General features: G+C 57.7%; 11 protein-coding genes and 1 pseudogene. 2 read left to right on the forward strand and 10 right to left on the reverse strand.

The window, feature by feature from the left end; translation table 11 throughout:
- Window positions 1-18: 18 nt before the first annotated feature.
- The 10 genes and pseudogenes from AUQ37_RS04925 to AUQ37_RS04965 all read right to left on the reverse strand — a co-directional run bounded on the left by AUQ37_RS04925 (window position 19) and on the right by AUQ37_RS04965 (window position 11,006).
- Window positions 19-426, reverse strand: a complete 408-nt coding sequence (locus AUQ37_RS04925) for an NUDIX domain-containing protein (protein ID WP_394325621.1) — start codon at window positions 424-426, stop codon at window positions 19-21.
- Window positions 412-786: pseudogene (locus tag AUQ37_RS13585) on the reverse strand (aconitase X swivel domain-containing protein); the annotation flags it as partial. The gene AUQ37_RS04925 and the pseudogene AUQ37_RS13585, both read right to left, overlap by 15 nt.
- Window positions 783-1,967 (reverse strand): aconitase X catalytic domain-containing protein, encoded by a 1,185-nt coding sequence (locus AUQ37_RS04930; protein WP_058747655.1) that lies wholly within the window; start codon window positions 1,965-1,967, stop codon window positions 783-785. The pseudogene AUQ37_RS13585 and the gene AUQ37_RS04930, both read right to left, overlap by 4 nt.
- Window positions 1,968-2,004: 37 nt before the next feature.
- Entirely contained in the window at window positions 2,005-2,376 is a 372-nt protein-coding gene (locus AUQ37_RS04935) for a hypothetical protein (protein WP_058747656.1), read from the reverse strand.
- Window positions 2,376-3,188: an MFS transporter gene (locus AUQ37_RS04940; protein ID WP_058747657.1), complete on the reverse strand. Its 813-nt coding sequence runs from the start codon at window positions 3,186-3,188 to the stop codon at window positions 2,376-2,378. The genes AUQ37_RS04935 and AUQ37_RS04940 overlap by 1 nt, the downstream gene beginning before the upstream one ends.
- A 117-nt stretch (window positions 3,189-3,305) precedes the next feature.
- Window positions 3,306-3,605, reverse strand: a complete 300-nt coding sequence (locus AUQ37_RS04945) for a hypothetical protein (protein WP_058747658.1) — start codon at window positions 3,603-3,605, stop codon at window positions 3,306-3,308.
- On the reverse strand, window positions 3,602-7,225 hold the full coding sequence (locus AUQ37_RS04950) for an AAA domain-containing protein (RefSeq protein ID WP_058747659.1): 3,624 nt from the start codon (window positions 7,223-7,225) through the stop codon (window positions 3,602-3,604). The genes AUQ37_RS04945 and AUQ37_RS04950 overlap by 4 nt, the downstream gene beginning before the upstream one ends.
- Complete coding sequence (locus AUQ37_RS04955) at window positions 7,222-9,189, reverse strand: DUF4011 domain-containing protein (RefSeq protein WP_058747660.1); 1,968 nt, start codon at window positions 9,187-9,189, stop codon at window positions 7,222-7,224. The genes AUQ37_RS04950 and AUQ37_RS04955 overlap by 4 nt, the downstream gene beginning before the upstream one ends.
- 4 nt (window positions 9,190-9,193) lie before the next feature.
- The gene (locus tag AUQ37_RS04960) at window positions 9,194-9,961 is read right to left on the reverse strand and encodes a phospholipase D-like domain-containing protein (protein ID WP_058747661.1); all 768 of its coding nucleotides are present in this window, start codon (window positions 9,959-9,961) and stop codon (window positions 9,194-9,196) included.
- A 562-nt stretch (window positions 9,962-10,523) separates the two neighbouring features.
- Entirely contained in the window at window positions 10,524-11,006 is a 483-nt protein-coding gene (locus AUQ37_RS04965) for a GNAT family N-acetyltransferase (RefSeq protein WP_201013762.1), read from the reverse strand.
- Between the two features lie 426 nt (window positions 11,007-11,432).
- Between AUQ37_RS04965 and AUQ37_RS04970 the strand changes: the two genes are divergently transcribed.
- Complete coding sequence (locus tag AUQ37_RS04970; protein WP_058747663.1) at window positions 11,433-12,338, forward strand: helix-turn-helix domain-containing protein; 906 nt, start codon at window positions 11,433-11,435, stop codon at window positions 12,336-12,338.
- A gap of 158 nt (window positions 12,339-12,496) precedes the next feature.
- On the forward strand, window positions 12,497-12,766 hold the full coding sequence (locus tag AUQ37_RS04975) for a MarR family transcriptional regulator (protein ID WP_157844291.1): 270 nt from the start codon (window positions 12,497-12,499) through the stop codon (window positions 12,764-12,766).
- The last annotated feature ends 144 nt before the right edge of the window (window positions 12,767-12,910 follow it).

Below are 12,910 nucleotides of genomic sequence, written 5' to 3' on the forward strand. Positions count from 1 at the left end.
GCATGCACCCCCATCGCCTCATCCCAGGAGCGACCTGACCAGCCCTGGAACGCCATCCACCAGTTCTTCCTCCGGGATCTCCCCGGGGACCGCCCAGCGGAAGGACTCGTTCTCGCTGTTGAGCGCGACCTTCTCCGAGGGCACGCGGAACAGGAACGGATGCACGTCCCAGACAATGTTCCCTTCCCTCACGAGGATCTCCTCTCCGGCGGCATCCGGGAACCCGACGGAGATCCCGGTCTCCTCGGAGATCTCCCTGCGGGCGGCCTCCTCGGGGGTCTCCCCCCTCTCGACGCTGCCCGACACTAGTGATATCTTCCCGGGGAACGAGTGCGCATGATCGGGCCTTTTCAGGTACAGCACCTTCCCGCCGCAGACGAGGGCGGAAGAGACGGTGTGCCTGAGTTCCACGCCCTTCAGCTCCACGTACCCGCGGGACCCGTCGACGGCGACCTCATCGCCGTCGCGGAAGAGGGAGACGTCGATGCCGTCGACCATGGGCACGGACGAGATGACCGCCCCGGTGGTGACGATGGTCTCGGCGCTCCTGTTCACAAGTGCCAGAGGCGCCTTCCCGTGGACCATGAGTCGTAGACGACGTACGATCCGACGGTGGACCCCTTCCCGTTCGGGAACATGAACACCCTGCCGGCGATGTTCCCGTCTCTGACATGCAGGTCCCCGGTGGAGCCGTCCACGCCGCCAAGGAAGCTGAACGCCTCCGGATAGGTCACAGCGGTGCCCTCGGCGAAGCCGGGGGGATATCGCCCTGCCCTTCATGATCATTCTATCACCTTCAGCAGGTCGGGGATATCAGCGAACATGACCTTCTGGGAGCAGAGGGTGGGCAGGTAGTTGCCGGCCTTGGCGGAATTGGTGGCCGTCCTCCGGAAGGTGCCCTCGATGGGCGCCACCACCATGCAGGTATCCGCCAGGACGGGGCCGAACTCCTCCATGATCTTCACGTCCTCGGTGCACTGCTCGCGCACGGATTCCGAGGTGCAGAACCAGATCTCCGTGTCCCTGTTCCTCTTCTTCTTCCCTTTGAGCATCGATGCGATGTCGTGCATCTCCTTGGGGGAGAGGTGGGGGCATCCCAGCGCGATCAGCTGGACATCGTCCGCGGTGTTCAGCTTGTCGTACGCGGCCTTCATCTCCTCCTTCCCTATGCTGATGTGCTCCAGGCCGGAGATGTCGAGGCCGTCCTTCGCCTCGGGGGTGCATCCCTCGACATGCCAGAGCGCCACGGAACCGGCGGCCGCCATGGCCGCCGAGAGGGTCTTGGCATCCTCGATCGCGATGTCCCTGAGCCCGCGGAAGTAAGGGACCCCGCGGCCCATCTCCATCCCGACCGCCTGTCCCAGAAGGGAGTAGTCGAACACCGACCCCCCGAAATCCGAGACGTCTATGACCTTGGTCGGTCTCCTGTTGGCGTCGAGATGGAGGCCGTAGTTGGCGGTCTTGCCGATGATGGCGGCGGCCAGGGCGCCCGGCCCGCCCTCGCGGTTGGTCCTGGCGCCGAAATACGAATTGGCGACGGAGAGGGCGGAGGACTCTGCCCAGGCGATATGCTGTCCTTTCTTCGGGACGTTGTCCCCGAGGTACGGGGTGCAGGAGCAGGTCTTCCTTATCCCCATCTTCCCGTACAGGTCGATGATCTCCAGCTGCTTCTCCGCGAACTCAGGGGAGATGTGCATCTCCTTCCAGCGCCCGCGGTCCATGCCGACCGGGTTGAGGGTCGAGGGCACGGAGACCTTGGCCCCTCCGGCGGCGAGATCGGAGAGGTACTTCAGCCCCCCGTCGCCGATAGTCTTGTAGGATGCGCCCGAAAGATGGGCGGATGCGATGTCCACGAGGCTCTCCGCGCCGTAGACCTTGCCCAGGGCCACGACCAGCTCCATGGCCTTCTGGAAGCCGGCGCCCTTCTCGCCGTCCAGGACGGCCTGCTCCTCATCCGTCAGTATCATGGACGGACCATGGCGTTCCGGCTATTATAGGCTGACCTCACGCCCCGGCCGCGCCTGAAGCATCGCGGCGCTTCATGGCCGCGATGAGCACAGCGGCGGTGAACATCGCCGCGGCCATGCCGAGGATGCCTCCCACATACCCGATGTCGCCGACGGACAGATTGTCGGTGACCGCCCCGCCCAGGATCGAGCCCATGGCGATCCCTACATTGTATATCCCGGACTGGAGGGACATGGCGATGGCGGCGGAGTCCTGCTGGGAGGCATGCAGGGTCTCGTTCTGGAAGGAGATGTTGAACATGGTGTGGGACATCCCCCAGAGGATCACCAGCAGGAGCACCGCGATCTCGAGTTCCGCGGCGGCGGCAAGAGCCAGCATCGACAGCGACGAGAACGTCAGCGCGGACATTATGAAGCATACCTCGCGGAGCCGTACTTCTTGGTGAAGAGAACGCTCCCGATCAGGCCGGCGAGCCCGAAGATGATGAGCGCGACGGTGATCATGTTCTCCGACATGCCTGCGGTCTGGAGCATGAAGGGCTCGATGTAGCTGTACGCAGTGTAATAGCCAGTGACGTAGACCGCGATGACCAGGTATATCCCCATCAGGACACGGTTCCTGAATATCTCCGGAAGCCGCCTGACGGTGAAGGTTCCGGGGTTCTCCACCCTCGGGAAGACGGCGGCCAGCATGATGAGGACCGCCGCTGCCGCCAGCGCCATGGCGATGAACGCCATCCTCCACCCCAGCGCGAGCCCGATGACCCTTCCCAGGGGCAGGCCGATGACCATCGCGAGAGAGGTGCCGGTGGCGATCAGGCTCAGCGCCACCTTCTGATGCTCCCTGTCCACCACCCTGACCGCCAGCGGGGCCGCGATCGACCAGAACACTGAATGCGCCACGGCCACTCCGAGACGGGACGCCATCAGCATCCAATAGGACGTTGAGATGCCTGACATGAACTGGAAGACGGCGAAGAGGACCACCGTCATCAGGAGCATCCTGCGGTACTCCATCTTCCTGAGGAGGAGCATGATCGGGAGCGACAGGATGGCGACGGCCCAGGCGTAGACGGAGATGATGAGCCCGGCCTTTGATTCCGAGATGCTGAAATCATCCGAAATGGCCGTGAGCAGCCCGATGGGCATGAACTCGGACATATTGAAGATGAAAACGCTGAGGGCGATGCCGATCAGCGGTAGCCACTGCCTGCCGCTCATTTATCTCACTCGGACGGGCTTGTTCTAACCTGTTGAAATAACCATCGCCTGTACGCCGGCAGACGGCCCTCCGGGGGATCCGGAAGCATCGCGGCATCATGCTCCCGGAAGCCCGTATCACTCTTCAGGGAGCAGCCTCCCATTCTTCTCGACTATCTTCCCGTCTTCCAATGCGATCTTGATCGCCAGTGTAAGGACCTCAGTGATCTTCGCGCCCCTGCGGCCGTATCCCAGCACGCGGGCGGCCGCCTGGGCTGCCGTGTCCTGGGTCAGCGAGCCGTTTATCCTGACGGCGTCCTCTATGGCGTTCTCCAGCTCTATGAGGGGCACGCAGTCCACCTGCCTGTTCAGTTCCGGATCGCCTGATACACGGTAAGTCTTGAGGTCCTTCGCCGCGTCCTTCCCCCAATAGGTCACGAATCCCCGTTTGACATCAGGATGAATATATTGCGGAGCCGGTACTGCAGCATGTTCCTCTTTGCTTCAGACAGGCGTTTGATGCCCACCTTCCTGCAATAGAGTTTCACAAGGTAGGTCTCGTTTATAGGCGATTCCGCCTCGATTATCTCGGATGCGTATTTCCCTATGAAATCTACGTTCGATACCGCCAGATCGGGGCTCACGCCTTCCAGGACCGTTATGGCGGCCGGCACATATGCGACCGAATTGGACAGCTCGGTCTCCGATGCCTCCGGCTTTCCGGTCTCCTCCGGAGGAGCATCCTTCAGACCGTAGTTGGGATCTATCTCCTGGGACTCTTCGCCCGCATCAGTTCTGTTCTCCCTCAGGTCCTTCAGCCTGCTCAGGATGTTCTCCAGCGCCTTCTGCTTGTTGAAGTACCAATCGACAGACCATACATGCATCAGGTTCCATCCCAACCCCCTGAGGACGTCGGCCCTGGCATACTCCCTGTCCCTGGTGTTCTCGGATGCCCTGTAGGACTCCCCGTCGCTGAGTATCCCGAGAATGTAATCTGAGGGGTTGTCAGGATCGATGACGCCGATATCGACCTTGAACTGCGACGTGCCCACGTTGTAATGCGAGCTGTACCCGTTATCCTTCAGGGTCTCCGCTATGTCGGTCAGGATCATGGTCCCCTCTGCAACCGGGGCATCTGCCGAAGAATCCGGGAAGTGCCCGCGGTTCTCTGCGAACCTCAGGAACTCCCTCATGTCCCTGACCCCCTTGCTGGAGCTCGACGTGAGCGCGATGTCCGTGTATTTCATGGAGGTGAACACGATCATCTCCGACCTCGCGCGCGATACGGCGACGTTGAGCCTCCTCTGGCCCCCGTCCCTGTTGATGGGGCCGAAGTTCTGGTACACGTGCCCTTTGGAATCCGGCCCGTAACCGATCGAGAACAGGATCACGTCCCTTTCATCGCCCTGCACAGTCTCCAGGTTCTTGATGAACATCTCCTCCGGCATCATGTTCAGCCTGTCGAAGAGCTTGGAATCCCTCTTGATCATGTCATCGAGCATATCCTGTATGCATGTCTGCTGGGAGATGCTGAACGCGATTATCCCGATGCTCTGCTTGACCAGCGTATCGTCCATGACCCGCCGGTACACCTCGTTGATGACCGCCTTGGCCTCGATGGGATTGCATCTCTTCCCCCTCTCGTAGACTCCCGGTACGAACCTCATGCCGACCTTCGTCTCCAGGTCGTTCGGCGACGGGAAAGTCAGCATCTTGCCGCCGTAGAACATCCTGTTGCTGAACGCGATCAGGCTCTCGTGCCTGCTGCGGTAATGCCATTCTAGATAGGTCTCCGGCATATTGAGCGCCAGGCAGTCATCGAGGAAACTGTCGACGTCGATCTGATCGTCGTCATCGTCGTCCGATTCGATCTTCTTCTGGAAGAACGAGGTCGGAGGGAGCTGCTTGCTGTCTCCGGCGATGACGGCGTTCTCCGCTCTTCCCAGAGCGCCTATCGCTTTGCTGGTCGTTATCTGGGACGATTCGTCGAATATGACGAGGTCGAACCTGGGATAGTCCATGGTGATGTACTGGGACACCGACTGCGGGCTCATCAGGAAGCAGGGGCAGAGCTTGGGGAGTATGTTGGGCACCTCTGACAGCAGGGTCCTGATGGACTTCCTTATCCTGGAGCTGTTCACGGCCTTGTTCAGGATGTAGGCCTCAGACCCGGATATGGAATCGTCCATGTTCTTGGGAACGTTCATGGCCAGTTTGTACTTCAGCGCGTTCCTGTTGAGCTGGGTATAGGTCTGGTCCAATTTCCGGAACTTCCTGATGAAGCCCTCGAAGGTGGACGAGCTGAACATCCTCAGCGCCTCCGATTCCTGGCGGACCGCTGTGATGAACGTCTTGTAGATCGACCTGTAGACCGAATCGACCAGGAGCTCCGGGTCGGTCCCGTTCCGGATCTCCGGCAGCACGGACTGCAGCCCGTACCCAGATACTTTGCCGGCATAATGGTTCCAGTTCGTCCAATCGAACAGCTTGGGCATCTGGGCCTCCAGCTTATCGCAGAACGGGAGGGAGACCGCCGGATCGGAAAGGTCCAGATCGGTGTCCAGGTACTCGGCGAGAGCGGAGGCCGAGGCGTTCATGGACTCCCGGGCGGATTTCAGCTGGGACAGTATGCCGCCGGCCGTGACCGCCAGTTCGCGGCACCTGCCGAGGTCCCGGGGATCGATGCCGTAATCCCTGATCGCAGACTGCGCCGCCGAGGCCATCCTCGACCTTTCCCTGAGCTTCTCCACCTCGGCCCCGACCCCGGGGCTGTCACGATATCCGGCAGGGACGGACGCGACCGCCAGCAGGCCCGGCCCGATGCGGCTTATCGCATCGGATGAGGAGGACAGCGAATCGAAGGGGGTATCGGGGTTCCGGAGATACGGCGCGGCCGCCTTCATGAAGGCCTTCCTGGCCTTCCCTTTGCCGAAGAAACCGGCCCTGCCCACTGCCGAATATTCCTGTGCCAGATTGTAACTCTCGTTGAACCTGAAGACATCGAGCTTCCAGAGCTTGGCAACCTCTCCGATGTCCTGCCTAGCGCCCGATACGGCCGTGCAGAACCTCCTCGCTTCATCGAGCATCCTGACGGTCTCCGGCGAATCGATCATGAACCCGCGGGACACCGCCGACGAGATCTCCTCCTGGGCATCCCTCACAGACGCCTGGGTCCTATCGATGTCGGCAGGATTGATATTGAAACCCAGGTCCGCATATGCGCGCAGGTCTCTCAGGACCGCCTCGACCCTGTCCGATATGGACCTCAGGCCGGATTCCACCGAAGGCAGGTCGTTCTCCTTCGACATCCGGTCATCGATCGAGAGCATCGCGCCGATGAAGGAGTCGCGCCGGCGCTCGTCCGCCGTATCGATCGGAAGGCCCAGCGCTTTCAGCTGGTCCTCGAACCCGCGGTATGCCCGGACCTTGCTGCGGAGGTCCGCGATCATATCCTCCGTATCGCTTGCCACCGAGGCCGCTATGCATCCGGTCCTGACATGCTGCAGCGTATCGATGTCGGCATCCTGCACCAGGGAGAATGCCTGGTACGCATCGCGCACGGCCTCCTCGATATCGGCGAGGTTGGATGCCTTGGGCTTGAGTCCGCCTTCGAGATCGACCCTCAGGTCCCTGACGCCCGGCACGTCATGAGCCTCGAACCTCGAGATCGCCTCATATGCCGACAGCCCGAAGGACCTCTCCTTGTGGAGCTCCGTCACATATGCATCGAGCTTCTTCTTCTGAGCGTCGATCTCGGACAGCAGCTGCTGGGCCTTCGATTCGTCCAGGGGCTGGCATTTCGCCAGCGAGCTCTTCAGCTGGTCTATGACCTTCGATTTCTCGGTCTTGTTGGAATGCAGTTCCAGGCAGTGGTTGCCTATCCCGACCTCTTCGAGACGTTTCTGGACGACCTCGAGAGCCGCACGCTTCTCCGCGACGAAGAGGACCGTCTTGCCATTGTAGAGGGCGTTCGATATGATGTTCGTGATGGTCTGCGATTTCCCGGTCCCGGGAGGACCGTGCATGACGAAGGTCCTGCCTTCGCCCGCTGCCCTCACGGCCTTGATCTGGGACCGTCGGCCGAGACAGTGAGGCACAGGCCGTACGGGTCCGCGTCGGCATCCATCTCCTTATCGGACGGATAGGGGACGCCGGCGACGAGGGACCTGACCACCGGGTTCTTCTCGAAAACCGGCATGTTGCTGTCCAGGTCTTTCCACATGGCGAAATTGCTGAACGAGAACACTCCGATGGACGCCCCCTGGAGGACATCCCATCCTTCCTTCCCGGCGATCTGCTGCCTCACGACCTGAAGGACCATGTCGACGTTCACCCCGCGGTCGTCCGCCGGGAGGGGGTCCATGTTAGGGAGATCGATGCCGTACTCCTGGCGCAGCTTCTCGGCCAGCGTCACGTTGAACACGGTCTCCTCGTCCAGTTTCTTGACGGCGAACGTCTGCTGCTTCTTCTTCATCTCTACCGGCAGCAGGATGAGGGGAGCGTAGCGCGGGACCCCGGTGCTCTTCCCTTCGTACCACCGCAGAACGCCCAGGGCGATGAACAGGCAGTTGCAGCCGCTCTCATCCATCTCCTTGTTGGCGAGACGGTAGATGCTCCTGAGCGCCCGCTCCGTCTCGGTATCGGTCAGCGGGGCCCTGAGCTTCCTCCTGGCCAGCTCCTCGCCGAACGCCTGCTCGAAATTCCCTATGTAGTTCTCGGATTCGAAGGGCCTCTCGTTGAACAGGGCGGTCCCCTGCCATTCCTGGGGTTTGGGGTACAGCGTGTATTCGGAACCGTCGGCCAGCTCGTCCTCGAAATGCGCGATGTCCTTTACCAGCAGGGGGACTATCTTCGAGCCCTGCCTCATGTTGATCAGGTTGTTCTTATTGGTGATGTCCAGGAGCTCCCTCTTCCACCTGTCCACCTTGGTCAGCGGCCTGTCCTCGGCCGCCGTGTAGACCTGTCCCAGGGATTGCGGCGCGGCCGTCCCCTGCCTGCCCTCGTCGCGCTCGATGATCCATTCCCCGTTGATGTTCTTCTTCACGGGAAGGGGCCTGACCGCGGTGCGGGCCTTGGCCACATCGACGGCGCAGATGAAGTTGTCCGCGTCCTCCAGCCTCATGAGGGCCTTCTGGCACGCTTCATCGAAGGGAACGGCCGCCGAATTGGTGAAACAGGTGCATTCCACGGCGCGGATCTCCTTGTTCCGGTACATGCGCGTGTAGCTCGCATTGTCCCAGTTGATGATGTCCGCGCTGAAATCGTCCACCAGCCAGAACCCTGCGAACGCATGGCCGTTGACGATGAAGATGATCGGGTTCAGCCCTATGGACTCGAGGGCCGCGGCGTACACGACCGCCAGGTCTATGCATGTGCCCTCGTGCTTGGTCAGGACCTCGTCCGGGATGCGGATCCTCTGGCCAGACCTTTCGAACCCTGCCGGAGGATTGACGTAGTTGATGTTCTCCTTCTCCAGCGCCGCATAGACCGCGGCCGCCATCGTCAGCACCCTGTCGCGGTCCTCGGATTGGTGTCCCTCCAGCGACCTGTCCTTGCCCCATTGTCCGAGGATGTCCGATGCCTTGGACCTGACATCGGCCAGGGAATCCGCATTGGGGGTGACGAATGACGCGACGGCCTCCGGCATGTCAATCCCCGCCCAGTAGTCGAAGGGCTGCACCGTGACGTCTCTGTCGGCGGAGCCAAGGATGTTTCCGTCCCTGTCCTCGGCGGTGAACCTGACCTTGCAGGTCGCGGCCTCGGTGATCGATGATATGTATCCGGGGTCCAGCTTCAGGCTGACGTTGGGCAGCGACAGGAGATCGACGGAAGCATTGGGCAGAAGGGCCTCGTACCGGCATTCTATATCGTCGAAGAACTTCGGATCGGAAGATATCCTGAACGTCACAGCGTCCTTGTAACCGTCATCGTTCACCGCCGAAGCCGTGAGCAATACGTCCATCCGGTTCTGGTACTGAACATAGCTGACTTTTTCATTGAAGACCAATTCCAGTTTCATCATTCGATCACGTTCCGCGGCGTTCGAGAGCAGATTCGATCTCTGCACGGTTCCTTTGGCTGACAGGCCTGACATTCTCTGAGTTCCAAAGCATCTCATAGCTCATGCGAAGCTCCCTGACGACTTCCGGAACGTCGCGTTCCAGGAGCTTCACGACCCATTCCTCCCCATCGGTAAGGGCCGTTTTCGATATGTTCGCGGACCCGACGAAGACGACGCTGTCCCCGTCAGGCCTGTTGAATATGAACGATTTGGCATGCAGACGGGTCGACTCTGCATTCAGTTCCATGCGCACTTCGGTGTTAGGAAGCCGGAACAGCTCGTTCAGGGCCTCGTATTCGGTAGCGCCCATGTATGCTGTGGTGATGACCCTCAGCTTCCCGCGACGGCTGAAATCGGCCAGCCTGCCCAGCAGGAGGCTCAGGCCCGATTGTTTGATGAACGACACGACGATATCAATGCTTTCCGCAGTCTCGATCTGCGCATTCAGCTCATCGGCCAGTATCGTAGGGGTGCTGTGCGTTATGGCCGCGCTCCTGTCCTCGATCTCTGCCTTTTCCTGATATTGGGGCATTCCGGCACAGGATTCCCAGCCCGGATTGGTCTTGCAGTATATGATTATCCGATGCTTCCTCAGAGATACGGCCTGCGGAAGCAGTTCCTTCGGCATGCAGTACGGACAGACCATCCCGTCTATCGTCTGTATGGTTCCGACGCGCTCATCGCAGATGATGCAGACACTGCGGACATCAGCAAACTTGTACGCGTTGAGCATATGTCCCTAAAGGATAATTTACTATAAACAATAGGCACCGGGCCGGGATCCGCTGCGCGGCGACAGTGCCAGGATCGAACTTGGATCATACGGATCATTGTCCGAAATGAAGACAAGGTGCTTTCATGATCGGGAATCGAGAGAGGGGCTCGGTCCTTTTTGCTATCCGATCGGCAGCCGATACCGGAGTCAGAAATGCCTTGCAAAACGCACATCGGCTTGATTGCTACACCTTTTTTCAGTCTCTGGTTGACGGCAGATGTTCGTGTCTGGGTCTTATTCGGTCTTGAATCCATTCCTAAGATTTCGGATTTTCTATTCCTAAGATTTCGGATTTTTCAACACGAAGATTTCGGAAGCGCAATGAACTCCACTCCCATATTGCACACTTGAATGAGCGCTTCATGACATCGTGAACGAGAGATCCATCGGATAATGATGAAACGTGCAGGCAGACACAGCGGATTTCTACAATCCAGAGTTGAAAAGACAATCTTACGAAGTCAATCATCGGATCCGGCTTCATCTGAACTGATCGCTGTTCAGCTCATTCAAGGTGCTATCAGTACATTTTTTTCTCGAACCGGAACATCTCGAAATCATCATCTGGGTTATCAGGATCGCGATGGTTCGCGTTGAAGAATTCGGTTATTTTGAAACCGCACCTGTTCAGATAGAAATGGATGTTCCTTTTCTCGAAATAGGGAGTGCATGTCTCCCAGACCCTCACCTGAGGATATGCCTTCTCGATGCAGCACCATGCTTCGTACCCTATCCCTTTGCTGTGCTCCCCGGGCGAGACGAACAGGATATCCAGATCGCCTTTGTCTCCGGACACGTTCACTATGGCCCCTCCTACGGGCCTGCCGTCCAGCATGATCCTGTATGCGGTGCCGTGATCCAGGGACTCCTCGATGGTCTTCCTGGATATCGTCTCTCCGGGTTCTTCGAAATGACTGTCGCGGAGACCGAACTCCTCGGTTGCACCGTATTTGAAAGCTTCCTGGTTGTCTTTTATGAACTGCTCGCGATCCGAATCCTTCAAAGGTTCAAGCGTAACTGAGGACACGGCATTTCATGAAAATCTGCGGGTATATGAGCGATTGCATCCGAGTCTCATCGATGCCATAGATTGACACAAGACGTCGATATTCGCGGACGAAAACCATGAACCCTTATCCGAAATTGAATTCAGAGTTCGTGCATGAAATATGATATGTCTGAATCTGTTGATATGCGGATTCCCTGGCATTTTCCTGTCCTCGATATTAAAATCGTAACACTATACTTGCCTATACGTGGACTCCTCTGATATCAGGCACGATGAAGTGCCAGACACAGTCGAACAGCATATGATAAAAAATTCTCTCCGTCGGAAAAATCCTATTGATTCTCTATTGGTTACTTTTAGAGGGAATAATAAAGGAACAATAAAAGGAATAATAAAGGAACAATAAATTACACTTTATCAATGGACACCGAAGGAAAAATCTCTGAAAATCTCGGCATGGAAGACGAGTTCAGAGAATTCAAGGAGAGCACTACAGAACTGGAAAAGGGACTTGCTTCTCTGACCGCGATGCTCAATAAGAACGGCCGCGGAACAGTATACTTCGGAGTAAACGATAAAGGCGAAATCATTGGCCAAGACGTCGGCAGGAACACCCTGAAGAGCATATCTCAGGCAATAAACAATATGGTCGATCCTCCAATCATCGCAAAGGTGGAGGTCAACTCGTCTAATGACGGAAAGAAATACATATCCGTCTCTGCAAAAGGCACAGACAGGCCGTATGCCTGCCGCGGATCAATATTCATCCGTTCAGGAGAGGAAGACCGTAAGGTGCCGATGTCCGAGCTCAGAAAGATGTTCATGAGTTCTGGAGATAATTTGATCCAGACAACATCCAGCAATCAGGAGCTGAGCTTCAGAGAACTCTGTGACCTGCTGAACGAAAACGGCTTGCATGCCAAAGATGATGAAAATCTGCACAAAAGCCTCGAACTCCTGAACTCTGAAGGGAAATATAACCAGCAGGGCCAGCTCCTTTCCGATCAGAACCCTGCTGTTCTGGCAGTCGTCATCTTCAGAGGAAAAGACAGAACTTTCATGTCAATGAGGAAGGAATTCTCCGGGCATTCCCTGCTTTTGGAGGTTCGGGATGTCATCGGATATGTGGAATCCCTGAACGAGACATTCGTGGATATCCGGCCTGAGGGACGCATCGAACAGAAATTATTCAGCATGACGGCATTCAGGGAAGCTTGGATCAATGCTTGCGTGCATAATTACTGGGTTAACATGATACCTCCTGCGGTCCACATATTCGATGACAGAATGGAGATCATATCCTACGGCGGAAAGCGTACTGGCTGAGCGATGATGAATTCTATTCCGGCAGGAGCATGCCTGTCAACGAATCTCTCATGCGCATATTCATATCGACGCGTATGTCAGAGCATACCGGCCACGGAATCCCTGTCATAATAAGCCATTACGGCAAAGATTCCATCCATCTGTCCAATTCCGGGATCGTGGTAACACTGGAATTCACCAGAGAGCGTGCCGCAGCATCCTTCAGGTCTGAAATGCCCACTCTCACCGAGAACGAGAAAAGAATCCTCGATACACTGAGGCTCCATCCTGATTACACACTGACGAAGATCGCCTCATTATCAGGCATGAGCAGATCGTACGTCGGAAAAACTGTCTCCAAGATGAAGAAGATGGGATTGGTCGAACGCATCGGTTCCAATAAATCAGGTTCCTGGGCTGTTAAAGACCGAATTGACAGGAAAAGATGAACCTAGATCGATTCCCTATTGATTCCCTTCCGAGGGAATAATAAAGGAACAATAAAACGAGAGATCTTCCGTTGTTCGGTGTAATGAGAATGCGGCAGGCGGGCCCGCCGGGATTCGAACCCGGGGTCCCGGGGGCTCCGGGAG

The sequence above is a fragment of the Candidatus Methanomethylophilus sp. 1R26 genome, from assembly GCF_001481295.1.
In the GTDB taxonomy this organism is placed as follows: domain Archaea; phylum Thermoplasmatota; class Thermoplasmata; order Methanomassiliicoccales; family Methanomethylophilaceae; genus Methanomethylophilus.